Origin of the sequence: Streptomyces musisoli, from assembly GCF_016741855.1 — a bacterium.
Lineage (GTDB): Bacteria > Actinomycetota > Actinomycetes > Streptomycetales > Streptomycetaceae > Streptomyces > Streptomyces musisoli.
Window position 1 is genome coordinate 354,237 of record NZ_JAERRH010000004.1, and the last position, 26,090, is coordinate 380,326.

Sequence of the window (26,090 nt, forward strand, 5' to 3'; positions counted from 1 at the left end):
ATGCGATTCCGTACGACCCTGACGGTGGCCGCCGGAGCCGCCGCGCTCGCGCTGCTGACCGGCTGCGGCGCCGCCGACATGACCAAGCAGGCCAGCCCCTTCGCGAACGCCCGGGGCGCGAGGACGGTCACGCTGTCCGTGCAGTCCTGGGTGGGCGCGCAGTCCAACGTGGCCGTCGCCCAGTACATCCTGGAGAAGAAGCTCGGCTACCGCGTCGACACCGTCCAGGTCGACGAGGTGCCCGCCTGGGACGCGCTCAGCCAGGGCCGGGTCGACGCCCTCCTGGAGGACTGGGGCCACCCCGACCAGGAGAAGCGGTACGTCGACGACAAGAAGACGATCGCGCGCGCCGGCGACCTCGGGGTCACCGGTCACATCGGCTGGTTCGTGCCGACGTACCTCGCGAAGCAGCACCCCGACATCACCGACTGGAAGAACCTGAACAAGTACGCCTCGCTCTTCCGCACCGCGGAGAGCGGCGGCAAGGGCCAGCTGATGGACGGCTCCCCGTCCTACGTCACCAACGACAAGGCCCTGGTGAAGAACCTGAAGCTGGACTACCAGGTCGTCTTCGCCGGTTCCGAGGCCGCGCAGATCACCCAGATGAAACAGTTCGCCAAGGAGAAGAAGCCCTTCCTGACGTACTGGTACTCGCCCCAGTGGCTGTTCGAGAAGGTGCCGATGACGGAGGTGAAGCTGCCGCCGTACAAGGGGGGCTGCGACGCCGACGCGGCGAAGGTCGCCTGCGCCTACCCGCACACCCCGCTCCAGAAGTACCTCAACGCCGACTTCGCGCGCTCCGGCGGCAGGGCCGCGGGCTTCCTGAAGAAGTTCAGGTGGACGACGGAGGACCAGAACGAGGTCTCCCTGATGATCGCCGAGCAGAAGCTCAGCCCGCAGAAGGCAGCGGAGAAGTGGGCGGACAGCCACCCCGAGGTGTGGAAGAAGTGGCTGTCCTGAGCGGCCTCACGGCAGCAGGCCGGCCGCGATCTCCCGTAGCGCGGCCGCGGCCCGCCGCTGGAGCCCCGGCCCGAACGTGACCCGGGTGGCCCCGAGTTCGCCGAGCGCGGCGGGCGAGGGGCCGTCCCCGTCCAGCCGGGCCAGCAGGTTCAGCGGGCCCTCGATCCCGGACCGCAGCAGCGGCACCACCGCCGGCGGGGCCAGGATCGGATACACGCAGTCGGCACCCGCCGCGCGGTACAGCGCGGCCCGTTCGATGACCCGTTCGGGGTCGCCGTCGCCGTGGACGAAGACGTCGACACGGGCGTTGACGAACAGCGCGTCGGCGGCCGCGGCCCGCACCCCGGCGAGGAAGTCGGCGTGCTCGTGCGGGTCCTTGAGGACGCCCCCGTCGGAGTCCTCCAGGTTGCAGCCGACCGCCCCCGCCTCCAGCAGCCGTTCCACCAGCTCCTTCGGCGCGAGCCCGTAGCCGGCCTCGACGTCCGCCGACACCGGCACGTCCACCGCCCGCGCGATCCGGGCGACCGCCGCGAACATCTCGCCGGCCGGGGTGGCCCCGTCCTCGTACCCGAGCGAGGCGGCCACGCCGGCGCTCGGCGTGGCCAGCGCCGGGAACCCGGCCGACTCGAGGACCCGCGCCGCGGCCGCGTCCCACGGTCCGGGCAGGACCAGCGGGTCTGACGGGGAGCGCCCCCGGTGCAGGGCGCGGAACTCGTCCACCTTGCTCATGGCCTGCGACCTCCCGGCGGGATCTGCGAGGCGCGGATCATCACCAGCTCCGCGAGGACCGGATCGCCGAGCCCCTTCTTCGCCGCCGCGCCGACCGCGGCCGGCGCCTGGTGCACCTTCGGGTCCAGCACCTGGGTACGGCTCACCGGTGCTGTCCCGGCTGGTAGTGGCCCGGGGTCATGCGGGTGGTCACGCCGAACCGGTTCCAGGCGTTGATCACCGTGATCGCGGCGATCAGCTGGGCGAGTTCGGCCTCCTCGAAGTGCTTGGCCGCCCTTTCGTACACCTCGTCCGGCACGAACCCGTCGGTGAGGACCGTGACCGCCTCGGTCAGCTCGATCGCCGCCAGTTCCTTGGCCGTGTAGAAGTGCCGCGACTCCTGCCACGCGCTGAGCTGGACGATCCGCTCGACGCTCTCCCCGGCGGCGAGGGCGTCCTTGGTGTGCATGTCGAGACAGAACGCGCAGTGGTTGACCTGCGAGGCGCGGATCTTCACCAGCTCGTACAGCTTCGGGTCCAGGCCCCGCCTGGCGGCGGTGTCCAGGCGGATCATCGCCTTGTAGACCTCGGGGGCGTGCTCGGCCCAGCGCAGCCGCGGGGCCTCTTCGGGGGCGTACTCGACGGTTTCCTGTGCAGTGCTCATGTCCTCGACCCTAGGAGCGGGGCAGCCCAGGAGTATGGTCCATTTCCATGGCGAATTCCTGGGCCACTTTGGGCGTCGACCTGCACCTGGAACCGATCGGCCCGGGGGGTCTGCGCCGGGGCCTGACCGACGCCCTGCGGGACGCGGTCCGCTCCGGCCGGCTCGCCCCCGGCACCCGGCTGCCGTCCTCCCGCAGCCTCGCCGCCGACCTCGGCATCGCCCGCAACACCGTCGCCGAGGCGTACGCCGACCTGGTGGCCGAGGGCTGGCTCACCGCCCGGCAGGGCTCCGGCACCCGGGTGGTGACCGGCCTGCCCGGCGGCACCGGGACGCCCGCCGGCCCGGCGCGGCCCGCCGGCCCCCGCCCGGCGCCCCGCCGCACCCCCGCCCTGCGCCCGGCCTACGACCTCGTCCCCGGCACCCCCGACCTCGCCGCCTTCCCGCGCACCGAGTGGCTGAAGGCCGCCCGCCGGGCCCTGGCCACGGCCCCCTTCCACGCCCTCGGCTACGGCGATCCGCGCGGCCGGCCCGAACTGCGCACCGCCCTCGCCGGCTACCTCGCCCGCGCCCGCGGTGTGCGCACGGACCCCGAGACGATCGTGATCACCGCCGGTTTCTCGCACGCCCTGGGCATTCTCGGCGGGGTGCTCAGGGCCCGCGGGCTGCGGACGGCGGCGGTGGAGTCGTACGGGCTGGACGTCCACTGGGCGCTGCTGCGGAAGGCGGGACTGGCCACGCCCGCGCTGCCGTTCGACGGACTCGGCACCGATCCCGGTGAGCCGGGGGAGGCGGGCGCGGTGCTGCTGACGCCCGCGCACCAGTTCCCCATGGGCACGCCCCTGCACCCCGACCGGCGGGCGGCCGTCGTGGCCTGGGCGCGACGCACCGGCGGGCTGGTCCTGGAGGACGACTACGACGGCGAGTTCCGCTACGACCGCCAGCCGGTCGGCGCGCTCCAGGGGCTCGCCCCGGACCGGGTCGTCTACCTGGGCACGGCCAGCAAGTCGCTCGCGCCCGGGCTGCGGCTCGGCTGGATGGTGCTGCCGCCGGACCTGGCGGAGGAGGCGGTCGAGGCCAAGGGCCGGGTGGACACCGTGGGCGTGCTGGATCAGCTCACCCTCGCGGACTTCCTCTCCTGCGGCGCCTACGACCGGCACGTGCGCTCCTCCCGGCTGCGCTACCGGCGCCGGCGCGACGCGCTGGCCGCCGCCGTGACCGAGCGGGCGCCGGAGGTCCGGGTCACCGGGGTCGCCGCCGGGCTGCACGCGGTGCTGCGGCTGCCGCCGGGCAGCGAGGAGTCGGTGGTGCAGGCGGCGGCCTGGCAGGGACTGGCCCTGCACGGGCTGGCCTTCCACCGGCATCCGCAGGCCGTCGCCGAGCCGTTGGACGCCCTGGTCGTCGGCTACGGCACCCCGCCGGACAGCGCGTGGGCGGGGGCGCTGGAGGCGCTGTGCCGGGTGCTGCCTTAGCAGGTCAGGTGGCTCACTCCTGCGTCGCCGGTGCCTCCCCGAACCGCGCCAGCAGCAGCGCCCCCGCCACCGCGACCGCGAAGCCCAGCGCCGCCAGCCAGGTGAGGCCCTCGCGCGTACGGTCGCCGAGCCAGATCACGCCGACCGCCGCGGGGCCGATGGTCTCGCCGATCACTATGCCGGCCGTGGCGGTCGTCACCGAGCCCCGTTGCAGGGCCGAGGTGAGCAGCAGGAACGCGGCGCCGCCGCCGAGCAGCAGGGCGTACGTCGCCGGGTTGGTCAGCAGATCCGCCGGCCGCAGCGAGTCGATCAGCCGTACCGCCACCTCCACCACCCCGAACCCGCACCCGGCGCCGAGCCCCAGCAGCAGCGCCCGGGTCCGGCCGGACAGCCGCCCGCCGATGCCGCCGAGCAGCAGCACGCCGACCGCCGCCGCCACCATCGCGTACCGCAGCCAGTCGGGCCCGCTCCGGTCGCCCTCGGTGCCCGAGGCCAGCCCCAGCAGGGAAAGACCCGCGCACACCACCCCCACCGCGGACCACTCCAGCCCGCTCAGCCTGACCCGCAGCAGCCGCGCCGCCACCACCGCCGTCACCGCGAGGCTCGCCGCCAGCGCGGCACCCACGGCGTAGATCGGCACGGACCGCAGGGCCGCGATCTGGAGCAGGAAGCCCAGCCCGTCCAGCGCCAGACCGGCCAGATACCGCCACTGCCGCAGCGCCCGCAGCAGCAGGGCCGCGTCGCCGCCACCACCTTCGCCCGCCGCCCGCGCGGCCATCGCCTGCAACACCGTCGCGGTACCGAAGCAGACCGCGGCACCCAGAGCGCACACCATTCCGAAAAGCACGAAGTGACTCTAGATGAGCGGTTGATCAAGGCCCCCCTCTCGCGGGACCGTACACCCATCTCTAGGCTGGCCGCCGAACACGACATCCGACGGGGGAGACACCACCATGGCGCAAACACGCCGACAACTCCGCTCCGGCACGGTCGTCCTCGGCGGCATGGGGCTGCTGGCGGCCGCGCTCACGGCCTGCTCGTCCGAACCGGACAAGCGCTGCGTCGACCGCGACAGCTACAACCTCGCCAAGGGCTACAAGGTCGTCGCCGACAAGAACTGCAGGACCGGCAGCGGGTCCGGGACCACGACGAGCAGGAAGAAGCCCGTCAAGAAGGGCGTCAAGAGGCAGGTCGACGCCGCCTGGTACTACGACGGCAAGGAGGATGACGGCTGGGTCGACGGCGGCTCGTTCACCAAGTCCGGCGGCGGCTCGGGCAGCGGCTCGTACGACGACGACGACAACCACAGCGGAAGCCACAGCGGCGTCCACCGCGGCGGCTTCGGCGGCGGCAAGGGCAGCTCCGGCGGCTGACCGGGGAACACTCATGCAACGCCGTACCATCACACCCCGCCCCGGCTGGCAGCGGACCGTCGAGGAGCAGGGGCTCGTCTATCCGCTCACCCGCCAGCCCGACGGCTCCCTGCGTCCCTACTGGGACGAGAGCGCGTACTACGTCTTCTCCCTGGACGAGGTCGAGGCGCTGGAGGAGACCGTCGAGGAACTGCACGGCATGTGCCTCGCGGCGGCCGAGCACATGGTGGCCGAGGACCGGCTCGCCGACCTCGGCATCACCGACCCGCGGGTGGCCGCGGCGGTCGCCGAGTCCTGGCGGCGCCGTGCCGAACTCCCGTCCGTGTACGGCCGTTTCGACCTGCGCTACGACGGCACGGGACCGGCGAAGCTGCTGGAGTACAACGCCGACACCCCGACCTCGCTGGTCGAGGCCGCCTCCCCGCAGTGGTTCTGGATGGAGGAGCGTTTCCCCGGCGCGGACCAGTGGAACTCGCTGCACGAGCGGCTGGTCGACGCCTGGCGCTCGCAGGCCGCCCTGCTGCCTCCCGGCAGCCCGCTGCACTTCGCGCACTCGGCCGCCGACGAACTCGGCGAGGACCTGATGACGGTCGCCTATCTGAAGGAGACCGCCGAACAGGCCGGCCTGGCCACCGACTGGCTCGCCATGGAGGAGATCGGCTGGGACGGCCTCTCCGGCCGCTTCGTCGACAACCGGCTCCGTTTCATCCGCGGCATCTTCAAGCTCTATCCCTGGGAGTGGCTCACCGAGGACGCCTTCGCCGGGCACGTCCTGGACACCCTGGACAACGGCGGCGGTACCGGCAGCACCCTGTGGATCGAGCCCGCCTGGAAGATGCTGCTCAGCAACAAGGCCCTGCTGGCGGTCCTCTGGGAGCTGTACCCCGGCCACCCCAACCTGCTGCCCGCCTACCTGGACGGGCCCCGCGAGCTGGCCGGGACGACCGGTTACGTCGCCAAGCCGCTGCTCGGCCGCGAGGGCGAGGGCGTCACCGTGCACGAGCCGGGATCACCGGCCGCGCCGCGTGACGAACCCTGCTGCTACCAGCAACTGGCCCCGCTCCCCGCCTTCGACGGCAACCACGTCGTCCTCGGCGCCTGGGTCGTGCGCGACGAGTCGGCCGGCCTCGGCATCCGCGAGTCCTCGGAGCTGATCACGGACGAGTACGCCCGCTTCCTGCCCCATGTGATCCTCTAGAGCTCCAACTCCCGTACCGGACGCGGCCGTCGGCGGGCACACGGCCGCCGTGTGCGGGCCGGTGCCGCGGACATGCATGCTCATCTGGACGGACGTAAGCTGAGCAGAGGGCGGGGTCGGCGACACTCCGGCTCTCTGGAGTTCTCATGCCAGATGTTCGCAGAAACCGAAGCGACGCGATCGTCGAACTCATGGCGATGCCCGCCGCGGAACACGACGAGACCTGGCTGAAGGAAGCACTGCAGCAGGCCGTCATGCTGGAACTCGCGACGCTCCCGCCCTATTTGTGCGGCCTCTGGTCGATCCGGGAGGCGGACAGGGGACCGGGCGTCTTCGAGGCGTTGCACGCCATCGTCTTCGACGAGATGTCGCACATGGGCCTGGCCTGCAACATGCTCACCACCATCGGCGGGATGCCGCGCATCGCCGACGCGGACCTCGTGCCGACGTATCCGGGACCGCTTCCCGGCGGCGTCCAGCCCGGTCTGTCGGTGTCGCTCACCGGACTGAGCAAGCAGGCCCTCGACATGTACTCCCGCATCGAGCGGCCCGACGACCCCGTCGTCGAGGACCTGGACGCGCACACGTCCATCGGTGCGTTCTACACGGCGATCCTGGAGGCGTTCCGCTCCCGGCCGGAGCTGATCAAGGGCACCCGGCAGCTGGAGAGGAACATGTCGTCCCATGGCGAGGGCAACGACATCGTCGCGCTCACCTCGCTGGGCGACGTCGAGACGGCCCTGAAGGTCATCAAGGAGCAGGGCGAGGGGACCGCTGCGTCACCGGACAACCCGTTCCCCGGCGACACCGGGGAGCCGGCCCACTTCTACGCGTTCCGGGAGATGTTCCACGGGCGCAGGCTGATCCGGGTGTCGGACGATCCGCCGCGGTTCGATTTCCAGGGCGAGGAGATTCCCATGCCCCGGACCTTCCCGATGGCGACGGTGCCGGCCGGCGGCTGGGCCGAGGGCGGGGTGCCCGTCTCCGACGACGTGCGCGAGCACCTCGGCGCGTTCAACCGCCGCTACAGCTCGCTCCTGCGGTTCCTGGAACGCGCCTGGCGGACGGAGCAGCCGAGCACGGCGGCGCAGATGCTGAACGGGGCGATCGGGCAGATGTTCCAGCTGGAGGAACCCGCCCGGGCACTGATGGAGACACCACTGCCCGGCGGGAGCGGGCAGACCTACGGCCCGGAGTTCCGCTTCGTCGGGGACGAGCCGTGAGGCGGCGCGGCGCCGGCGGCGCGAACGGCCCGGCGTGATCCGAACGAAAGGCGCCAGTCCCCGAGCAGCGTCTCCACGGCCGCGCGGGCCTGCTGCGCGGGGTCCGGGCGGGCGTCGATGCCGGCCGTGGAGGCGCTAGCCCCCGAGCAGCGTCTCCACGGCCGCGCGGGCCTGCTGCGCGGGGTCCGGGCGGGCGTCGATGCCGGCCGTCACGATGGCCCCCTCGGCGAGCAGGTACACCGGTTCGGCCACCGGTATGCCGGTGGCCGACACCCACGCCGTGAGCTGGTCGCGGAAGGCCCGCTTGTGGGACCGGACCTCGGCCAGGACCGGCTCGGACGACGAGCCGAGTTCGCCGTGGGCGTTGATCCAGGCGCAGCCGCGGAAGCCGGGCTCCGCGAACCACGCGGCGAGCCAGTCGAAGACCGCGAGCACCCGCTCGCGCGGGTCCGGGACGCTCTCCACGTGGGCGGTCAGGCTCGCGCGCCAGCGCCGGTCGCGCCGCCGCAGCACGGCGACCACGAGGTCCTCCTTGGTCGGGAAGAGCCGGTAGATCCGTTTCAGGGGCAGTCCACAGGCCTCCCGGACCCGGTCCATGCCGACCGCCTGGATGCCGTGCGCGTAGAAGAGCGCCTCCGCCGCGCCGAGGAGCGCTTCGCGGTCCAGGCGGGTCTGTTCCTCGGTGATCGGCGCGGGCATCGGGGGCTCCTTGACGATGAGAACGGTCGTTCTCTACCTTAGTCCCATCGATGGAGAACGCTCGTTCTCGACCTGAGGAGGTCGCCGTGCCCGAAGGCCGCCCGCCCTACCCGCCGTTCACCCTGGAGACCGCCCGCCAGAAGGTGCAGGCGGCCGAGGACGCCTGGAACACCCGCGACCCCCACCGGGTGGCCCTGGCCTACACACCGGACTCCGTCTGGCGGAACCGGGACCGGTTCGTCACCGGCCGGGAGGAGATCGTCGCCTTCCTGACCGAGAAGTGGCAGCGCGAACAGGACTACGCGCTGCGCAAGAGCCTCTGGGACTTCCACGGCGACCGCATCGCCGTCCGCTTCCAGTACGAGTGCCACGACGCCGGCGGCCAGTGGTGGCGCTCCTACGGCAACGAGCTGTGGGAGTTCGACGAGCACGGTCTGATGCGCCGCCGCGAGGCCAGCATCAACGACGTGGCCATCGGCGAGGCCGACCGGCGCATCTTCGGCCCCCGGCCCGCCGACGAGCACGGCACCGACATCCCGCTGCACTGACCTGCCGCCGCACCGACCTGCGGGTGCGCCGGCATCCCGCCGCGCCGGCATCCCGCCGTGCCGGCATCACCCTGCTGAGGCGCCGTCGCGCCGATCAGTCCCCGGACAGCACCTCCCGCAGTTGCTCCACCCCCCACTCCAGCTCCTCGTCGCCGATCACCAGCGGCGGGCCGATCCGGACGGTCGGCCCGTGGGTGTCCTTGACCAGGACCCCGCGGGCCAGCAGCCTCTCGGAGATCTCCCGCCCGGTTCCGGCCGCGGGGGCGACGTCCACCCCGGCCCACAGCCCGCGCCCGCGCACCGCCGTCACCCGGCCCGTGCCGAGCAGCTCGCCCAGCAGCCCGTGCAGCCGCTCGCCCAGCCGCGCAGCCCGCTCCTGGTACTCGCCGGTCCGCAGCATCGCGATCACCTCCAGCGCCACCGCGCAGGCCAGCGGATTCCCGCCGAACGTCGACCCGTGCTCGCCCGGCCGGAACACCCCGAGCACCTCCGCGCTCGACACCACCGCCGACACCGGCACGATCCCGCCGCCCAGCGCCTTGCCCAGGACGTACACGTCCGGCACCACGCCCTCGTGCTCGCACGCGAAGGTCCGCCCCGTCCGGCCCAGCCCCGACTGGACCTCGTCGGCGATGAAGAGGACGTTCCGCTCGCGGGTCAGCCGCCGCACACCCGCCAGATAGCCGGCCGGCGGCACGATCACCCCGGACTCGCCCTGGATCGGCTCCAGCAGCACGGCGACGGTGTTCTCGGTGAGCGCCGACCGCATCGCGGTCAGGTCGCCGTACGGGACGATCTCGAACCCGGGCGTGTACGGACCGAAGTCCGCCCGCGCCTGCGGATCCGTCGAGAAGCTGATCACCGTCGTCGTACGGCCGTGGAAGTTGCCGCCCGCCACCACGATCTTCGCCATCTCCCCGGGCACCCCCTTCACCCGGTAGCCCCACTTCCGGGCCGTCTTCACCGCGCTCTCCACCGCCTCCGCGCCGGTGTTCGCGGGCAGCACCATCTCCATCCCGCACAGCTGGGCCAGCTCGGCGCAGAAGGCCGCGAACCGGTCGTGGTGGAAGGCGCGGGAGGTCAGCGTCACCCGGTCCAGCTGCCGCCGGGCCGCCTCGACCAGCCGCGGATTGCGGTGCCCGAAGTTGAGCGCCGAGTAACCGGCCAGGAGGTCCAGATACCGGCGCCCCGCCACATCCGTCAGCCACGCCCCCTCACCGGTGGCGATCACCACCGGCAGCGGGTGATAGGTGGGCGCGCAGTGCGCGTCGGCGGTCGCGATGAGGTCTTGTGCAGTGGTCACGGCCTCTCCCGGGAACGGCTCGGACTCGACGGTGAACCCCTTCCTATCCTCGCTCGCATGGTGGACGCGGGACCTCCGCCGCGCGGCGCGCCCGGTAGGCTGACGAGCGGGCCGTGACTGGCGCGCTGGGATGGGACGGACCATCAGGGAGCGGCCCGAGTGGGAAGAGTGCCGTGCGCCTGGGCCGAACGTGAACGCTGTACGCACACCGTCCGGAGGTCCCCATGCCAGAGCAGCCCCTGTCGACCGAATCCACCGCCTTCCGTGCCGCGCTCGACGTGATCCGTGCCGTCGAACCGCGCGTGGCCGACGCCATCGGCCAGGAGGTCGCCGACCAGCGCGAGATGCTCAAGCTGATCGCCTCCGAGAACTACGCCTCCCCGGCGACCCTGCTCGCGATGGGCAACTGGTTCAGCGACAAGTACGCCGAGGGCACCATCGGCCGCCGCTTCTACGCCGGCTGCCGCAACGTGGACACCGTCGAGGCCCTCGCCGCCGAGCACGCCCGGGAACTCTTCGGCGCCCGTCACGCCTACGTCCAGCCGCACTCCGGGATCGACGCCAACCTCGTCGCCTTCTGGGCCGTCCTCGCCGACCGGGTCGAGGTCCCCTTCCTGGAGAAGGCCGGCGCCCGCCAGGTCAACGACCTCACCGAGGCCGACTGGGCCGAACTGCGCCAGGCCTTCGGCAACCAGCGCATGCTCGGCATGTCCCTGGACGCCGGCGGCCACCTCACCCACGGCTTCCGCCCGAACATCTCCGGCAAGATGTTCGACCAGCGCTCCTACGGCACCGACCCGGCCACCGGCCTCATCGACTACGAGGCCCTGCGCGCCCAGGCCCGCGACTTCAAGCCGCTGATCATCGTCGCCGGCTACTCCGCGTACCCCCGCCTGGTGAACTTCCGGATCATGCGCGAGATCGCCGACGAGGTCGGCGCCACCCTCATGGTCGACATGGCGCACTTCGCCGGCCTGGTCGCGGGCAAGGTCCTCACCGGCGACTTCGACCCGGTCCCGCACGCCCAGATCGTCACCACGACCACCCACAAGTCCCTGCGCGGCCCGCGCGGCGGCATGGTGCTGTGCGACGACTCCCTCAAGGACCAGGTGGACCGCGGCTGCCCGATGGTCCTCGGCGGCCCGCTCCCGCACGTCATGGCCGCCAAGGCCGTCGCCCTCGCCGAGGCCCGGCAGCCCGCCTTCCAGGACTACGCCCAGCGCATCGTCGACAACTCCCGCGCGCTCGCCGAGGGCCTCATGCGCCGGGGCGCCACGCTCGTCACCGGCGGCACGGACAACCACCTCAACCTGATCGACGTCGCCACGTCCTACGGCCTCACCGGCCGCCAGGCCGAGGCGGCCCTGCTCGACTCGGGCATCGTCACCAACCGCAACGCCATCCCGGCCGACCCGAACGGCGCCTGGTACACCTCCGGCATCCGCGTCGGCACCCCCGCCCTGACCACGCGCGGCCTGGACACGGCCGAGATGGACGAGGTCGCGGGCCTGATCGACCGCGTGCTGACCACCACGGAGCCGGGAACCACCAAGTCGGGCGCCCCGTCCAAGGCGGCCCACGTACTGGACGAGAAGGTGTCCGAGGAGATCGCCCGGCGGGCGACGGACCTGGTGGCGGGCTTCCCGCTCTACCCCGAGGTCGACCTCGGCTGAGAGCGCCCCGTCAGGGTGTGGGCAACCGCGGGCCCGGCCACAACGGGCCCGCGGTTCCCCACGAACCGAACCCCTCCGTACTCTCTGCGACAATGAAAAGCATGGCCTCTGATCGTCCCCGCGTGCTCTCCGGAATCCAGCCCACCGCAGGCTCGTTCCACCTCGGCAACTACCTGGGCGCCGTCCGCCAGTGGGTGGCCCTCCAGGAGTCCCACGACGCGTTCTACATGGTCGTCGACCTGCATGCGATCACGGTTCCGCAGGACCCGCGGGAGCTGCGGGCCAACACCCGGCTCGCCGCCGCGCAGCTGCTCGCCGCCGGCCTGGACCCGGACCGCTGCACGCTCTTCGTGCAGAGCCATGTCCCCGAGCACGCCCAGCTGGCCTGGGTCATGAACTGCCTCACCGGCTTCGGCGAGGCGAGCCGCATGACCCAGTTCAAGGACAAGTCCGCCAAGCAGGGCGCCGACCGGGCCTCCGTCGGCCTGTTCACCTACCCGATCCTCCAGGTGGCGGACATCCTGCTGTACCAGGCCAACGAGGTGCCCGTCGGCGAGGACCAGCGCCAGCACATCGAGCTGACCCGCGACCTCGCCGACCGGTTCAACGGCCGGTTCGGCCCGACCTTCACCGTCCCGAAGCCGTACATCCTCAAGGAGACGGCGAAGATCTACGACCTTCAGGACCCGTCGATCAAGATGAGCAAGTCGGCGTCCACGCCGAAGGGCCTCATCAACCTCCTCGACGAGCCGAAGAGCACGGCCAAGAAGGTCAAGAGCGCCGTCACCGACACCGACACGGTGATCCGCTTCGACACCGAGAGCAAGCCGGGCATCTCCAACCTGCTCACCATCTACTCCACGCTCACCGGCAAGCCGATCGCCGAGCTGGAGCAGGACTACGCGGGCAAGATGTACGGCGCGCTCAAGACCGACCTCGCCGAGGTCATGGTCGAGTTCGTGACGCCGTTCCGCGAGCGCACCCAGCAGTACCTGGACGACTCCGAGACGCTGGACGCGATCCTGGCCAAGGGCGCGGAGAAGGCGCGCGCCGTCGCCGCCGAGACCCTCGCGCAGGCGTACGACCGCGTGGGTTTCCTCCCGGCCAAGCACTGAGGCGTACGACCGCACGGGTCCGCGCGGGCAGAGCGCTGCACATCACTTCCGCTGCGCCTGCCCACAGGACATCCGTGCCCGTACAGTCGATATCCGACGGCCGGGACGAGACGGCCGAGAAGACGACAGACGCGACGACAGGAGACGACGTGGGGACCGTAACGATCGGCGTGTCGATCGCGGTCCCGGAGCCTCACGGCAGCCTGCTCCAGGAGCGGCGCGCGGGCTTCGGCGATCCCGCGGCTCACGGTATCCCCACGCACGTCACGCTGTTGCCGCCGACCGAGGTCGACGCGGCCGACCTGCCGGCGGTCGATGCGCACCTCACCGAAGTGGCCGCGGCGGGCCGCCCGTTCCCGATGCGGCTGTCCGGCACCGGCACCTTCCGGCCCGTGTCGCCGGTGGTCTACGTGCGGGTCGTGCAGGGCGCCGAGGAGTGCGCCCGGCTCCAGCTGCGGGTCCGGGACGCCTCCGGGCCGATGGCACGCGAGCTCCAGTTCTCGTACCACCCGCACGTCACCGTCGCGCACGGCATCGACGAGGCGGCGATGGACCGCGCCTTCGAGGAACTGGCGGGCTACGACGCCGAGTGGCCCTGCACCGGCTTCGCGCTGTACGAGCAGGGCGCCGACGGCGTGTGGCGCAAGCTGCGCGAGTACACCTTCGGGGGATCGGTCGTACCGCCCCAGCCGGGCCACGCCGACCTGTACGTCCCGCGCTTCGCGCCGTGACGCGAAGGCCCTGGGGCCCTTCGTTCGGTTCGGGCCGGATCAGGGAGCGGGGCGCGAGCCCGGCGTGATCCGAACGAGAGGCCCTAGCCGAGCCGGCGGAACAGCGTCCGGGGCATGTGCCGGAGCGCCGCCATCAGCAGGCGCAGCGCTCCCGGCACCCAGACCGTCTCCGAGCGGCGGCGCAGGCCCAGTTCGACGGCCGTGGCGACCGCCTCCGGCGTGGTCGCGAGCGCCGGCCGCGGCCGGCCCGCCGTGCGGCGCGTCAGGACGAACCCGGGCCGCACGACCATGACGTGCACGCCGGTGCCGTGCAGGGCGTCGCCGAGGCCCTGGGTGAACGCGTCGAGGCCGGCCTTGCTGGAGCCGTAGATGAAGTCGGCGCGGCGGGCGCGTTCGGCGGCGGAGGAGGACAGCACGACCAGGGAACCGTGGCCCTGGGACTGGAGCGCGCGGCCGGCGGCCAGCCCCGCCGAGACGGCCCCGGTGTAGTTGGTCTGCGCGACCTGCACCGCGCGGAGCGGGTCGCGTTCGTCGTGCGCCTGGTCGCCGAGGACGCCGAAGGCGAACAGCACCATGTCGACGGGGCCTTCGGCGAAGACCTTGCCGAGGACGGTCTCGTGGGACTCGGGGGCGAGCGCGTCGAAGGCGACGGTGCGGGCGTCCGCGCCGAGCGCGCGCAGGCTGTCGGCGGCCTGCTCCAGGGCGGAGGAGGGGCGCCCCGCCAGCCACACCGTGCGGGCGCGGCGCGCGATCAGCCGGCGAGCGGTGGCCAGCGCGATCTCGGACGTGCCGCCGAGGACGAGCAGCGACCGGGGCAGTGCGGTGGGCGGTTCCGAGGCATCCTTCATGACAGCCGACCGTATCGCCCGTATATGACCGTCTTGGCGAAGAAACGCGGTGTTGACGCTCCCGCGCAGCGGGCACAGTCGGATCATGGACTGGCTGAAGAAGCTCCCCGGCATCGGGCCGATCGTCATCCGGCTGGCGGCCACGCACGCGTGGCGGTCCTACGAGCGGCTGGACCGGGTGAAGTGGACCCGGCTGGCCGCCGCCATGACGTTCGTCAGCTTCGTGGCACTGTTCCCGCTGCTGACCGTGGCCGCCGCCATCAGCGCCGCCACGCTCAGCCCGGCCCGGCAGAAGACCGTGGAGCAGAAGATCGCCGAGCAGTTCCCCGGCGTCCTCTCCAGCCGGCTGGACCTCACCTCGCTCGTCGACAACGCCGGCACCGTCGGCGTCATCGCGGGCGCGGTCCTGCTGCTCACGGGCATCGGCTGGGTCGGCCAGACACGGGACTGCCTGCGCGCGGTGTGGGAGCTGCCGGACCAGGAGGAGAACCCGGTGCTCGCCAAGGCCAAGGACGCCGGCATCCTGCTCGGCCTCGGCGGTGCCCTCCTGGTCACGCTCGCCACCTCCACCCTCGCCTCGGCCGCCGTCGGCTGGCTGTCCCGGCAGGCCGGCCTGGACGAACACAGCTGGGGCAGCGCGCTGCTGAGGACGGCCGCGTTCGCCGTCGCCGTCCTCGCCGACTTCCTGGTCCTGCTCTACGTCCTGACCCTGCTGCCCGGGGTCGAGCCGCCGCGCCGCCGCCTGCTGGTCGCCGCGCTGCTCGGCGCGATCGGCTTCGAACTGCTGAAGCTGCTGCTCAGCGGCTACATCCAGGGCGTCGCCGCGAAGAGCATGTACGGCGCGTTCGGGGTCCCCGTGGCCCTGCTGCTGTGGATCAACTTCACCTCGAAGCTCGTGCTGTTCTGCGCCGCATGGACGGCGACGGGCAGCAAGGAGGACGAGGGGGTCGAGGTCAGGGACGCGCCCGACGGCGCATCAGATCCGGCAGCGGCCACCGGCGATTGACCAGGAACACCCCTCCCCCGAGCAGCACCAGCAGACCACCCGCGATCGCCAGGGCGGTCCCGACGCCGCCGGAGCGGGACGGGGCGGCGGCGCTCGCCGCCGGCTTCGCACCCACCCCGCCGGCCGCGCCGGACGACGGCTGCGCGCCCTGCCCCGGGGACGCGCCGGCATCCGGTCGCGCGCTGCCCGGCGAGGCGCTCCTCGGCGGCACCAGCTCGCCCACCGGATTGACCTTGCCGGCCGCACGGAAGCCCCAGTCGAACAGCTTCGCGGTCTCCTTGTAGACCTCGTTGTGCTCGCTCTTGTCCGGGTTCATCACGGTGACCAGCAGTACCTTGCCGCCCCGCTCGGCGACCCCGGTGAAGGTGGCGCCCGCGTGGCTGGTGTTGCCGTTCTTCACGCCCGCGATGCCCTGGTAGACGGGCACGTCGCTGTCGCCGCTCAGCAGCCGGTTGGTGTTGCGGATCTCGGCGGAGCCGAACTTCGCGCTCACGGTCGAGCAGTAGTCGCGGAAGTCCTTCTTCTGGAGCCCGGAGCGGGCGAACAGCGTCAGGTCGTACGCCGACGACACCTGCTGCGGAGCGTCGTAACCGTCGGGCGAGACCACGTACGTGTCCAGCGCCTGGAGTTCCTCGGCGTGGTCCTGCATGTCCTCGACGGTCTGCTGGACACCGCCGTTCATCGACGCCAGCACGTGCACGGCGTCGTTGCCCGAGCGCAGGAAGACGCCGAGCCACAGGTCGTGGACGGAGTAGGTGCGGCCCTCCTTTATCCCGACCACGCTGGAGCCGGCGCCCACCCCTTCGAGGTCCTTCGGCGCCACCTTGTACCGGGTGCTCTTGGGGAAGCGGGGCAGCACGGTGTCCGCGAACAGCATCTTGAGCGTGCTCGCCGGGGGCAGCCGCCAGTGCGCGTTGTGCGCGGCGAGGACCTCGCCCGACTCGGCGTCGGAGACGATCCAGGAACGGGCGGTCAGGTCCTTGGGCAGCACCGGGACGCCGGGGGCGAGATTGACCTGGGTGCCCGGCTGCCCGAGCCGGGCACCGCCGAGCGTCGACATCTGGGCCGGGGGCGTGGCCGTCGGGCTCGTCGAGGGAGTCGGCGCGGCGAGCGCGGCGGGGGCGGTGACGGACAGGGACAGCAGTGTGGCGGAGGTGACCAGCAGGGATCGCCGGCCGGACTTCTTCGGTGCGGGCACGGTCGAGAACGTACCCGCACCGGACCGTGAAGTCCCGCCACCGGCTCCACCCGCGACACGGCACCGGAACCGGGACGGCGATACTGGGGTCAAGCTGTGCCCGACCGGGGGACGTCCCCCGGACCCCCGGCCGCCCGCGGGTGCCCGGTGTCGTGCGGAAAGGTCCGTCCCTGTGAAACTCAGCCGCCCTGTCTCCTGGTTCCTGCTCGCCTTCGGGCTGTGGAGCTGGGTCATCTGGGTCACTTTCGTCAAGAATCTCGTCGAGGACGGCAGCGGGCTCGCCTTCGACGACGGTCACCCGACCGCGTACTTCTGGGTGCACCTGCTGCTGGCGGTCGTCTCCTTCGTATTGGGGACGGTCATCGGGGTCATCGGGTTGCGCGGCCTGCGCGCACTGCGCCGGACGTCATAGCGGCGAGCCAGGGCCGCCCCCCGCTCGCACGGCTGTGTGAAACCTGTGAAACCCCGGCGGAATCAACGTCTCGGTAAGTTCTTCCACAACTGGTCAGAAAGCCCTTCCGCGGGGTGAAACCCGTGTGATTAGGTGAGCCGCGTCACTCGAGGGGGAGTGACCGATTCGTGCTGGGCCAGGGGTAGGGGCCGCGAAGGGCCCTGGGGAGGGCACCACCGTGCGATCTGTTCGCATGCGGATTCTCGTGACGTTCATCGTGCTGGCCGTCCTGGGTATCGGCGGCTGGCAGTTACTGTCGGCGCAGGACGACGACGACAAGGCCATCACCGTCGGAACGACGGACGCGGTCACCGCGCTCGACCCGGCCGGCGCCTACGACGCCGGATCCTGGGCCCTGTTCAGCAACGTCTTCCAGTCGCTGCTGACGTTCGAGCCGGGCGGGGTCGAGCCGGTCCCGGACGCGGCGCAGAGCTGCGCGTTCAAGGGCAGCGGCCTGCGGACGTACCAGTGCGTCCTGCGCTCCGGGATCACCTTCCCGAGCGGGCGCGCCATGACGGCCGAGGACGTGAAGTACTCCTTCGACCGGGTCAGGAAGATCGACTCCGATGTCGGCCCGTCGTCCCTGCTCGGCACGCTCGCCTCGGTCAGCGCCGACGACGCGCGCACCGTCACCTTCCACCTCTCGTCCGCGGACGCCACCTTCCCGCTGAAGGTCGCCACCGGCGCCGGTGCGATCGTGGACAAGGACAAGTACCCGGCCGACGCCCTGCGCACGGACACCGGCGTCGACGGGACCGGACCGTACACGCTGACGGCGTACACCAAGGGCCGGAAGGCCGAGCTGGCGCCGAACCGGCGCTACCGGGGCTACCTGAGCGGCACCGGCCGCCCCATCGAGCTGCGCTACTACGCCGACTCGCGGAAGCTGGAGCGCGCATGGCGGGGCCGCCAGGTCGACGTCGCCACCCGGACCCTGCCGCCGGACGTGCTCTCCGCGCTGAACCCGAGCGACCCGAACCAGCGGGTCACCGACTCCGACAGCGCCGAGACCCGCAACCTGTACCTCAACACCCGCTCCGGCTCCCCGCTGCACGACGCGCGGGTGCGCCGGGCGCTGGCCTGGCTGGTCAACCGGGAGCAGCTGGCCGCGACGGTCTACGCGGGCACGGTCGACCCGCTGTACTCGCTGATCCCGACCGGCATCACCGGCCACACCACCTCGTTCTTCGACAACTACTCGAAGCCGAGCACACAGAAGGCGCGCGAGCTGCTCACCGAGGCCGGGGTGAGCCTGCCCGTGCACTTCACCTTCGGCTACGGCATCAACCGGGAGGCGAGCGCGGAGGAGGCCGCTGAGCTGAAGAAGCAGCTGGAGGCGGGCGGCCTGTTCGCGGTGGACGTCAAGGGGTACGAGTGGACCGACTTCCAGAAGCGCTGGGCCGCCGGGAAGATGGACGCCTGGTCGGTCGGCTGGGTGGCCGACTATCCCGACCCGGACACCTTCGGCGCCGCGCTCGTCGGCACCGGCTCCACCATGAGCACCGGATACAGCAACAAGCTGGTCGACCACCTCATCCTGGACAGCCAGCAGTTCGCCGACCGCAGCCGGGCCGCGAACGACTTCAAGGAGATCCAGTCGGACGTCGCCCACGACGTCCCGCTGATCCCGCTGTGGCAGCGCAAGGAGTACGTGGTCAGCACCGAGGACGTCGGCGGCGGCCAGTACCTGGTGGACGGCACGGGCGTGTTCCGGCTGTGGCGGCTGGGCTGGATCTGACGACGGCTCCGCCCGGCGCGGCGCTCTCACTGCCGTACGGGCACTGATCCGCGCGGCGTCTTCACTGCCGTACGGACATGCGCCCCGGCAGGGTCACCGTCACCGCGAGTCCCTCGCCGGGCGCCGTCCGCACGGCCACCTCGCCCCCGTGCGCGTGCACCACGCCCTGCACGATGGCCAGGCCCAGCCCGCTGCCCGCGCCGCCGCCCGCCCGGAAGAAGCGGTCGAAGACACGGGCCGCGTCCTCCTCGGCCAGCCCGGGGCCCTTGTCGGCGACGCACAGCCGCACCGCCCCGTCCGCGCGCTCCGCGCCCAGCCGCACCGGCACGTCGGCGGGCGTGTGCGTACGGACGTTGGCCAGCAGATTGCCCAGCACCTGGCGCAGCCCCGACTCGTCGGCGTGCACCAGCAGCACCCCGTCCGCCGCCACGGTGACCGGCCGGTCCGGCTGCTGCGCCCTGAGGTCCTCGGCGGCCTCCCGCACCAGACGGCTGACGTCGACGTTCCGCAGGCGCAGTTCGGGCCGCTGGTCGAGGCGGGCCAGGGTGAGCAGCTCGTCGACGAGCCGGCCCATGCGCTCGGTCTCGGCGTTCATCCGGTCCCAGGCGCGCTTGCGCTGGCCCGGCTCGCTCAGCATCCCCTTGTCGTACAGCTGGAGGTAGCCGCGTATCGCCGCGAGCGGGGTGCGCAGCTCGTGCGAGGCGTCGGCGACGAAGCGGCGCAGCTGGGCCGCGGTGCGCTCGCGCGTGCGGTACGCCGACTCCACCTGGTGGAGCATGGAGTTGAGGGCCAGCCGCAGCTGCTCGACCTCCTGCGTCGGGTGGTGGCTGGAGGGCACGCGCCGGGTGAAGTCGCCCTCGGCGATGGCGGACGAGGTCTCCACCATGTCCTCCAGCGGCCTGAGCCGGCGCCGCACGCTGAACATGGTCAGGCAGCACAGCAGCGAGAGCAGCAGCGTGCCGACGGCGAGGTCGAGTCTGAGGGCCTTGGCTATGCCCTTGGTCAGGGCGTCGGTGGAGATGGCCAGCAGGAAGTACGGGCCGTCGGCGAGGCGGGTCGCGGTCACGCGGTAGGTGGCGCCGTGCACGGTGACGTCGTGCGGGGCCGGGTCCGTGGCGAGGGACCGCGGGCCGGCGACGGCGTCCGCGAGGGTGCGCTGGGCCTCGGTGGGCTGGATGCCGAAGAGGGCCAGGGGCTTGCCGCGGACGTCGACCGCGGTGAAGATCGAGTCCGGGGTGAGCTGCTGGTCGACGTGCTGGGGCGCGATGCGGTCCCGGACGAAGTCGAGCACGCGCAGCGAGTCGACCTGTTGCAGGGTGAGTCCCGAACTACCCAGCGAGTCCCGCGTCTTGACCAGTTCGGTGTCGATCTGGCCGACCAGGTAGTGCCGCATCCCCATCAGGCTCACCGCGGTCGCCACCACGATGCCGACGGCGAGCAGCCCGACGTTGGCCAGGGTGAGCTGGCCGCGCAGGGAGTTGACCCCGCGCCAGGTGCGTGACCTCATGCGAGTCCGTATCCGACCCCGCGCCGGGTGGTGATCACCGGAGGGCCGAGGGTGTCGAGCTTGCGCCGCAGATAGCTGATGTACGTCTCGACGACGGTCGACTCCGACGGAACGTGCTCGTACTGCCAGACGTGGCGCAGCAGTTGCTCCTTGGGCACGATCCGGCCGCCGTTGCGCACCAGGAACCGCAGCAGCGCGTACTCGGTGGGGGTCAGCTCTATGGTGCGGCCCGCGCGGTGCACCGAGTACGTCGTCTCGTCCAGTTCCAGATCGCCGTATCTGAGGGGCGGGCGCTCGGGGATGACGTCGGAGTGGCGGGTGCGGCGGAGCACCGCGCAGATCCGGGCGACGACCACGTCGATGTCGAACGGCTTGGTGATGTAGTCGTCGCCGAAGCCGAGGGCGCCGACCATCTCGGCGGGGGAGTCCCGCGCGGTCAGGAACACCAGGGCCAGATCCGGCTGGCGGGCGCGCAGTTCGCGGCCCAGGGCGCGGCCGTCCCCGTCCGGCAGCATGACGTCGAGCAGGGCGGCGTCGGGCCGGGTGCGCTCGGTGAGCGCGAGGGCCTCGCGGACGCCGCCCGCGGTCATCACCTCGAAGCGGTGGTAGCGCAGGGCGATGGCGAGGACGTCCGCGATGCTCTCCTCGTCCTCCACGACCAGCACGGTTCCCAGAGCCGTCATGCCCCCAGTATCGGCCGGGCCGCCCGCTCCGGGGCCGGAACGAGCTTTGGAGTTCCTTGTGAGTCATGGGGGACGGGTGCCCAGGCGCGCGTGCGGATGCCGATCCTGTAGCCCAGGACCTTTGGGGGACCGACTACCGAAGTACCTTCTTTTTAAGGAGAGTTGAGAGTGACGGCATGGACACGGTGGTGTTACCGGCACCGGTTGGTGGTCCTGTTGTTGTGGGTGGGGGCGCTGGTCGGCCTGGGCTTCTCCGCCTCGGCGGCGGGCAAGGACTACACGAACGTCTTCTCCCTCCCGAACACGGACTCCAACCGGGCGTACGACCTGATGGAGAAGGCCTTCCCGGAGAGCGCGGGCGACACCGACACGGTGGTGTGGAAGACCGACGGCGGGACGGTGCGTGACCCGTCCGTGAAGGCCGGCATCCAGCCGGCACTGGACAAGATCGCGAAGCTGGAGGGCGTCGGCGGGGTCACCGGCCCCTACACCGGGGCCCAGGGCGCGGCGCAGATCAGCCGGGACGGGCGGATCGCCTACGCCCAGGTCACGTTCAACAAGCAGGCGGAGAGCCTGCCCAAGGACCTGATCCAGAAGGTCGTCGACACCGCGCAGGACGCGAGGCGGGACGGACTCGAGGTCGAGTTGGGCGGGCAGGCCATCACGCGGGTGCAGGAGCCGCCCCAGGGCCTCGCGGAGATGGTCGGCATCCTCGCCGCGGCCGTCGTGCTGTTCCTGGCCTTCGGCTCGTTCCTCGCGATGCTGCTGCCGATCGGGATCGCCGTCTTCGGTGTGGGCACGGGCATGTTCTCCGTCCAGCTGCTCAGCCACACCACCGACATCCCCGACCTGGCGCCGCTGCTGTCCTCGCTGATCGGCCTCGGCGTCGGCATCGACTACGCGCTGTTCATCGTCACCCGGCACCGGCGCGGCATCCTGCGGGGCATGGACCCCGAGGACGCGGTGGTCGTCGCCCTCAACACCTCCGGCCGGGCGGTGCTGTTCGCGGGCGGCACGGTGTGCATCGCGCTCGCCGGCATGCTGGTGACGAACCTGCGCTTCCTGGACGGCGTGGTCATCGGCACCGCGCTCACGGTCGTGCTCAGCGTCATCGCGGCCACCACCCTGCTGCCGGCCCTGCTGGGCTTCCTCGGCCCGCGCGTGCTCAGCCGCAGGCAGCGCCGCAGGCTCGCCGCGGACGGCCCCGAGCAGGAGCAGGCGAGCGGCCTCGCGGCCCGCTGGTCGCAGCGCGTGCAGAAGCGCCCCCGTACGGTCGCCGCGGTCGCCCTCGTCGTCATGGCCGTGCTCGCCCTGCCGGTGCTGTCCCTGCGCCTGGGCGCGGCGGACCAGGGCAACGACGACGAGTCCCTGACCACCCGCAAGGCCTACGACCTGCTCGCCGAGGGCTTCGGCCAGGGCTTCAACGGCCCGCTCCAGGTGGTCGTCTCCGGTGGTGGCACGGCCGGCCTGGTGAAGGACATCCAGGGGACCGAGGGGGTCGCCCAGGCCGGCGCGCTGCCCCCGCGCCAGGGTGTGACGGTCGTGCAGGTGATCCCGAAGACGTCACCGCAGTCGAAGGCGACCGACGACCTCATCGACACGCTGCGGGACGAGGTGATCCCGGAGGCGAAGGTGCAGGCCCACGTCGGTGGCGCCACCGCGATCTACAAGGACTTCGCGTCCGTCACCGGCCACCGCCTCCCGTACTTCGTCCTGACGATCATCGGCCTCGGCTTCCTGCTGCTCATGGTCGCCTTCCGCTCCCTGGTGGTCCCGCTGACGGCCGCCGTGATGAACCTGGTCGCCGCGGCGTCCTCCTTCGGTGTCCTCGTCGCGGTCTTCCAGTGGGGCTGGGGCCTGGACCTGCTGGGCCTCGGCAAGGAAGGTCCGATCAACGCCTTCCTGCCGGTCATCATGCTGTCCCTGCTCTTCGGTCTGTCCATGGACTACCAGGTGTTCCTGGTCAGCCGGATGCACGAGGAGTGGGTGCACACGAAGGAGAACGCGCGTGCGGTGCGCGTCGGCCTCGCCGAGACGAGCCGTGTGATCAACTCCGCGGCCCTGATCATGGTCTGCGTGTTCATGGCCTTCGTCCTCAGCGGTGACCCGGGCGGGGCGATGGCGGGCGTCGGCCTGGCGGCGGCGGTCGCGCTCGACGCGTTCATCCTGCGTACGGCACTGGTGCCGGCCGCGATGCACCTGCTGGGGAACTCCAACTGGTGGCTGCCGGGGTGGCTGGACAAGCGGCTGCCGCACCTCGCGGTGGAGCCGAAGGAGGAGGGGACGGAGGCCGTACGGGCCGAGGACTCCGTTTCGGTGGTCCACGGCTACGTCCGCACGGCCGACGGCGATCCGGTGGAGAAGGCCGCGGTGACCCTGCTGTCCAAGGGCGGGCGTCAGCTGGACCACGTGATGTCGCTGGCGGACGGTTCGTACATCGTGTCGGTGCCGGGCCCGGGCTCGTATCTGCTCGCGGTGACGGCGGGGACGCACGGCCTGAAGGCGCGGCACGTGGTCGTGGGAGAGGGGCCGCTGGTGTACGACGTGGAGGTGGCGGAAGGCGATCTGGACGCGGTCAACTAGCCTTCACTTCCGGTCCTGACGAGCCGCCCGGTTCGATGAGCCGCCCGGTTCAATGAGCCGCCCGGCGTCGAGAGCGACGCCGGGCGGCACCGGGTGGTGCGACCGTCCCGCCTGCGGCCCGGGTCCGCCGGCGGTCACCCGTCCCGCCTGCGGCCCGGGTCCGGCAGCGCCTTCGTCATCCCCGGCAGGAAGTCCGTGAACAGCTCGTGGATCTCCAGGACCAGTGGCCGCAGCACGCGGAACCGGGCCAGGGAGACGCCGCGGGCGGTGAGGCGGGCCCCCCGCCGGGCCAGACGGTAGCTGCGCTCCCGCCCCTCGGTGCGGTCGAAGATCCAGTACAGCACCAGGCCCATCTGGGAGAGCCACATCAGCTCCGGCAGGACGTCCCGCAGCTCGGGCGCCACCTTGGACCTGGAGCCGGCCAGCACCTCGCGGTGCACGCTGACGGCCTGTTCGCGGGCGTGCTCGCTCTCCGGGGAGAAGGGGCTGAGCGGGCTGTCCGGGTCGGCGGCGTTCTTGAAGAACTGGACCGCGAACTCGTGGTAGGGCCGGGCGATGTCCAGCCAGGCGGTCAGCACGCCCGCGAGCCGCGCCTCCAGGTCGGTCTCCCGGTCCAGGACCTCGCGGACCGCCGCCTGGTGATCGGCGGCGATCCGGTCGTAGAAGCCCTGGATCAGGTGCTCCTTGCCCTCGAAGTAGTAGTAGGCGTTGCCGACGGAGACCCCGGCCTCCTGGGCGATGGCCCGCATCGTCGTCTTGTCGTACCCGCGCTCCTGGAACAACCGCATCGCGGTCTCCAGGATCAGCGCGCGGGTCTGCTCGGACTTGCTGCTCTGGGGGCCGGCCGCCTCGGGGCCGTCGTTCTTCGCGGGCACGGTAGAAGAGCCTAACGAGTGGCGGGGGCGCCTCCGGAACAGGACGGCGGCTCGTAGGTCCAGCCCGTCCCCGGGTGGTACGACCAGCCGTCGGCCCGCCGGTACGCCTGTCCTCCCCACCGCGCGCCCTGAGGGTGCGCCTGTCCGGCCGGCCGCTGCGCCTCGCGCCACTTCGCCGCGGCGAGCACCGCCCCGCGGGCCAGCTTCGCGCCGGCCGGGGTGGCGAGCCGGTGGGCGAGCGGGCGGTGCTCGCGCAGGGCCCACAGGACGACGATCCAGGCGCGCGAGCCCCGGTAGACCTGCCCCGAGTCGCCGACGACGGTGATCTCCTCGAGGGTGCGGGCGTGGTCGAGCCCGGGGAAGCGGGCGTGTGCCCCGGCCGAGCCGGCCGGCAGCAGTTCCAGCGGCACCAGCTGGGACTGGCGCGCCAGCCAGTGGCGCAGGTGCGTGCACAGGGCGCACTGGGCGTCGTAGAGGACGGTCAGCCCGCGGACCGGGGCGCCCGTGGCACCCCGGCCCTCGGTGGTCACGGCGGTCATGCCGGTCACGCCCCGGCCGTCGGGGGCGCGATCCACTCCTGCGGCCCGACCGGGGGGAGCTGCTCCCGCTCCAGCACCCCGCGCCGGCGGATCCGGTTGAGCACGTACACGTTGCCCAGGTGCATCACGCCGAGCACCAGCAGGACCACGCCCAGCTTGGTCGACAGGGCCTCGAAGACGCCGCGGGTGTCCTCGATCGTGTCGTCGCCGCTCAGGTACAGCGCCACGAATCCGAGGTTGACGAGGTAGAAGCCGACGACCAGGAGGTGGTTGACGGCGTCCGCGAGCTTTTCGTTCCCGCGCAGCACGTCGGCGAGGAAGACCCGGCCGTTGCGGCTGAGCGTGCGGGCCACCCAGACGGTCAGCCCGATGCTGACGACCAGGTAGATGACGTAGGCGATGACGGTGCGGTCCATGCCCCACCCCTTCTTGAACGCGTTCAAAACGCTGGCACGACTGACTGTAGACCTGTTTTTGAACGCGTTCAACCGGGTTGCGGGGGCGGCCTCCGCGGCCCGGTGCCGGGCGGAGTCGGAGGGGGTCAGCCCCGGCGGCCCAGCGCCGGGCGTTTGGTGTAATCCGTGAAGCCCAGGACGTTCCCCCAGGGGTCGGCGATCTCCACGGTCCAGCCGGTGACCGCCTGGGAGAGTTCGTCCAGGGGCTCGATTCCGGCGGCGGCCAGCTCCCGCGCCGCCGCCCGCGCGTCCGGCACCTCCAGCCAGACGCGCGGCGCGGGCCAGGGCGGCGTCCGGTGCCGCAGCTCCTCCTCGGCCCGCAGCAGGATGCCCGGCGTCTCCGCGCCGACCTTCAGCAGTGCGATCCCGGCCTCGTCGAACCGGAAGGCCACGGCGAACCCGGCCCGCTCGTAGAAGGCGACCGCCTCGCCGAGGTCGCCGACGGGGAGCAGCACGTTGTCGAAACCGAGCAGTTCGTACGACTCTTCGTCTGACATGTAGTCAGATTAGGAGCAGTGGTCCCGGGAAGCGAGGAGCCCCACC

General features: G+C 72.0%; 26 protein-coding genes, 1 pseudogene and 1 riboswitch. Of the genes and pseudogenes, 13 read left to right on the forward strand and 14 right to left on the reverse strand.

What is annotated here, in order from left to right:
• A complete protein-coding gene (locus JK361_RS14215) occupies window positions 1–960 on the forward strand; it encodes an ABC transporter substrate-binding protein (RefSeq protein WP_201817020.1) in 960 nt (319 codons plus the stop codon).
• A 6-nt stretch (window positions 961–966) separates the two neighbouring features.
• On the opposite strand, the gene JK361_RS14220 is transcribed toward JK361_RS14215, so the two are convergent.
• From JK361_RS14220 to JK361_RS14230, 3 genes and pseudogenes are all read right to left on the reverse strand, one after another.
• Window positions 967–1,689, reverse strand: coding sequence for an isocitrate lyase/PEP mutase family protein (locus tag JK361_RS14220; protein ID WP_201817021.1), 723 nt, complete (start codon window positions 1,687–1,689; stop codon window positions 967–969).
• Between the two features lie 20 nt (window positions 1,690–1,709).
• Window positions 1,710–1,835: pseudogene (locus JK361_RS14225) on the reverse strand (carboxymuconolactone decarboxylase family protein); the annotation flags it as partial.
• On the reverse strand, window positions 1,832–2,332 hold the full coding sequence (locus JK361_RS14230) for a carboxymuconolactone decarboxylase family protein (RefSeq protein WP_201817022.1): 501 nt from the start codon (window positions 2,330–2,332) through the stop codon (window positions 1,832–1,834). The pseudogene JK361_RS14225 and the gene JK361_RS14230, both read right to left, overlap by 4 nt.
• 47 nt (window positions 2,333–2,379) lie before the next feature.
• Between JK361_RS14230 and pdxR the strand changes: the two genes are divergently transcribed.
• Window positions 2,380–3,801 carry a MocR-like pyridoxine biosynthesis transcription factor PdxR gene (gene pdxR / locus JK361_RS14235; RefSeq protein ID WP_201817024.1) on the forward strand — a complete coding sequence of 474 codons (1,422 nt, stop codon included), beginning with the start codon at window positions 2,380–2,382 and terminating at the stop codon, window positions 3,799–3,801.
• 13 nt (window positions 3,802–3,814) lie between these two features.
• Here pdxR and JK361_RS14240 read toward each other — a convergent pair whose 3' ends face one another.
• The gene (locus JK361_RS14240) at window positions 3,815–4,636 is read right to left on the reverse strand and encodes a DMT family transporter (protein WP_201817605.1); all 822 of its coding nucleotides are present in this window, start codon (window positions 4,634–4,636) and stop codon (window positions 3,815–3,817) included.
• Between the two features lie 118 nt (window positions 4,637–4,754).
• On the opposite strand from JK361_RS14240, the gene JK361_RS14245 reads away from it, so the two are divergent.
• The 3 genes from JK361_RS14245 to JK361_RS14255 all read left to right on the forward strand — a co-directional run bounded on the left by JK361_RS14245 (window position 4,755) and on the right by JK361_RS14255 (window position 7,595).
• The gene (locus JK361_RS14245) at window positions 4,755–5,174 is read left to right on the forward strand and encodes a hypothetical protein (RefSeq protein ID WP_201817025.1); all 420 of its coding nucleotides are present in this window, start codon (window positions 4,755–4,757) and stop codon (window positions 5,172–5,174) included.
• A gap of 13 nt (window positions 5,175–5,187) precedes the next feature.
• Window positions 5,188–6,372 carry a glutathionylspermidine synthase family protein gene (locus JK361_RS14250; protein WP_201817026.1) on the forward strand — a complete coding sequence of 395 codons (1,185 nt, stop codon included), beginning with the start codon at window positions 5,188–5,190 and terminating at the stop codon, window positions 6,370–6,372.
• A 191-nt stretch (window positions 6,373–6,563) separates the two neighbouring features.
• Complete coding sequence (locus JK361_RS14255; RefSeq protein ID WP_236052920.1) at window positions 6,564–7,595, forward strand: ferritin-like domain-containing protein; 1,032 nt, start codon at window positions 6,564–6,566, stop codon at window positions 7,593–7,595.
• A 135-nt stretch (window positions 7,596–7,730) separates the two neighbouring features.
• On the opposite strand, the gene JK361_RS14260 is transcribed toward JK361_RS14255, so the two are convergent.
• Window positions 7,731–8,294, reverse strand: a complete 564-nt coding sequence (locus JK361_RS14260; RefSeq protein WP_201817032.1) for a TetR/AcrR family transcriptional regulator — start codon at window positions 8,292–8,294, stop codon at window positions 7,731–7,733.
• Between the two features lie 50 nt (window positions 8,295–8,344).
• Here JK361_RS14260 and JK361_RS14265 point away from each other — a divergent pair, with 50 nt between their 5' ends.
• Window positions 8,345–8,842 carry a nuclear transport factor 2 family protein gene (locus tag JK361_RS14265; protein ID WP_201817035.1) on the forward strand — a complete coding sequence of 166 codons (498 nt, stop codon included), beginning with the start codon at window positions 8,345–8,347 and terminating at the stop codon, window positions 8,840–8,842.
• A 94-nt stretch (window positions 8,843–8,936) separates the two neighbouring features.
• Here JK361_RS14265 and rocD read toward each other — a convergent pair whose 3' ends face one another.
• Window positions 8,937–10,145 (reverse strand): ornithine--oxo-acid transaminase, encoded by a 1,209-nt coding sequence (rocD, locus tag JK361_RS14270; protein ID WP_201817036.1) that lies wholly within the window; start codon window positions 10,143–10,145, stop codon window positions 8,937–8,939.
• Window positions 10,146–10,248: 103 nt separating this feature from the next.
• Window positions 10,249–10,337, forward strand: a riboswitch (ZMP/ZTP riboswitch).
• A gap of 32 nt (window positions 10,338–10,369) precedes the next feature.
• Between rocD and JK361_RS14275 the strand changes: the two genes are divergently transcribed.
• From JK361_RS14275 to JK361_RS14285, 3 genes are all read left to right on the forward strand, one after another.
• A complete protein-coding gene (locus tag JK361_RS14275) occupies window positions 10,370–11,818 on the forward strand; it encodes a glycine hydroxymethyltransferase (protein WP_201817038.1) in 1,449 nt (482 codons plus the stop codon).
• Window positions 11,819–11,919: 101 nt separating this feature from the next.
• The gene (gene trpS, locus JK361_RS14280; RefSeq protein WP_201817040.1) at window positions 11,920–12,933 is read left to right on the forward strand and encodes a tryptophan--tRNA ligase; all 1,014 of its coding nucleotides are present in this window, start codon (window positions 11,920–11,922) and stop codon (window positions 12,931–12,933) included.
• Window positions 12,934–13,082: 149 nt separating this feature from the next.
• Window positions 13,083–13,664 (forward strand): 2'-5' RNA ligase family protein, encoded by a 582-nt coding sequence (locus JK361_RS14285; protein ID WP_201817042.1) that lies wholly within the window; start codon window positions 13,083–13,085, stop codon window positions 13,662–13,664.
• Between the two features lie 83 nt (window positions 13,665–13,747).
• On the opposite strand, the gene dprE2 is transcribed toward JK361_RS14285, so the two are convergent.
• Complete coding sequence (dprE2, locus tag JK361_RS14290) at window positions 13,748–14,512, reverse strand: decaprenylphospho-beta-D-erythro-pentofuranosid-2-ulose 2-reductase (protein WP_201817049.1); 765 nt, start codon at window positions 14,510–14,512, stop codon at window positions 13,748–13,750.
• 85 nt (window positions 14,513–14,597) lie between these two features.
• Between dprE2 and JK361_RS14295 the strand changes: the two genes are divergently transcribed.
• Complete coding sequence (locus JK361_RS14295; protein ID WP_201817052.1) at window positions 14,598–15,518, forward strand: YihY/virulence factor BrkB family protein; 921 nt, start codon at window positions 14,598–14,600, stop codon at window positions 15,516–15,518.
• Here JK361_RS14295 and JK361_RS14300 read toward each other — a convergent pair.
• Window positions 15,466–16,716, reverse strand: a complete 1,251-nt coding sequence (locus tag JK361_RS14300) for a D-alanyl-D-alanine carboxypeptidase family protein (protein WP_222995680.1) — start codon at window positions 16,714–16,716, stop codon at window positions 15,466–15,468. The genes JK361_RS14295 and JK361_RS14300 overlap by 53 nt on opposite strands.
• Window positions 16,717–16,888: 172 nt before the next feature.
• Here JK361_RS14300 and JK361_RS14305 point away from each other — a divergent pair, with 172 nt between their 5' ends.
• Together JK361_RS14305 and JK361_RS14310 are read left to right on the forward strand one after the other, a co-directional pair.
• Window positions 16,889–17,128 (forward strand): SCO4848 family membrane protein, encoded by a 240-nt coding sequence (locus tag JK361_RS14305; protein ID WP_201817057.1) that lies wholly within the window; start codon window positions 16,889–16,891, stop codon window positions 17,126–17,128.
• Between the two features lie 232 nt (window positions 17,129–17,360).
• On the forward strand, window positions 17,361–18,905 hold the full coding sequence (locus tag JK361_RS14310; RefSeq protein WP_201817059.1) for an ABC transporter substrate-binding protein: 1,545 nt from the start codon (window positions 17,361–17,363) through the stop codon (window positions 18,903–18,905).
• A gap of 61 nt (window positions 18,906–18,966) precedes the next feature.
• Here JK361_RS14310 and JK361_RS14315 read toward each other — a convergent pair whose 3' ends face one another.
• Both JK361_RS14315 and JK361_RS14320 read right to left on the reverse strand, forming a co-directional pair.
• On the reverse strand, window positions 18,967–20,412 hold the full coding sequence (locus JK361_RS14315) for a sensor histidine kinase (RefSeq protein ID WP_201817061.1): 1,446 nt from the start codon (window positions 20,410–20,412) through the stop codon (window positions 18,967–18,969).
• Window positions 20,409–21,095 (reverse strand): response regulator transcription factor, encoded by a 687-nt coding sequence (locus JK361_RS14320; protein WP_201817063.1) that lies wholly within the window; start codon window positions 21,093–21,095, stop codon window positions 20,409–20,411. Before JK361_RS14320 ends, JK361_RS14315 begins: the two co-directional genes overlap by 4 nt.
• 168 nt (window positions 21,096–21,263) lie before the next feature.
• On the opposite strand from JK361_RS14320, the gene JK361_RS14325 reads away from it, so the two are divergent.
• Window positions 21,264–23,678 (forward strand): MMPL family transporter, encoded by a 2,415-nt coding sequence (locus JK361_RS14325; RefSeq protein ID WP_201817070.1) that lies wholly within the window; start codon window positions 21,264–21,266, stop codon window positions 23,676–23,678.
• A gap of 134 nt (window positions 23,679–23,812) precedes the next feature.
• On the opposite strand, the gene JK361_RS14330 is transcribed toward JK361_RS14325, so the two are convergent.
• From JK361_RS14330 to JK361_RS14345, 4 genes are all read right to left on the reverse strand, one after another.
• On the reverse strand, window positions 23,813–24,553 hold the full coding sequence (locus tag JK361_RS14330) for a TetR/AcrR family transcriptional regulator (RefSeq protein WP_201817072.1): 741 nt from the start codon (window positions 24,551–24,553) through the stop codon (window positions 23,813–23,815).
• A gap of 11 nt (window positions 24,554–24,564) precedes the next feature.
• On the reverse strand, window positions 24,565–25,092 hold the full coding sequence (locus tag JK361_RS14335; protein WP_201817607.1) for a thiol-disulfide oxidoreductase DCC family protein: 528 nt from the start codon (window positions 25,090–25,092) through the stop codon (window positions 24,565–24,567).
• Window positions 25,093–25,097: 5 nt separating this feature from the next.
• Window positions 25,098–25,508, reverse strand: a complete 411-nt coding sequence (locus JK361_RS14340; RefSeq protein ID WP_201817073.1) for a hypothetical protein — start codon at window positions 25,506–25,508, stop codon at window positions 25,098–25,100.
• Between the two features lie 125 nt (window positions 25,509–25,633).
• Window positions 25,634–26,044, reverse strand: coding sequence for a VOC family protein (locus tag JK361_RS14345; RefSeq protein ID WP_201817074.1), 411 nt, complete (start codon window positions 26,042–26,044; stop codon window positions 25,634–25,636).
• Window positions 26,045–26,090: the final 46 nt, after the last annotated feature.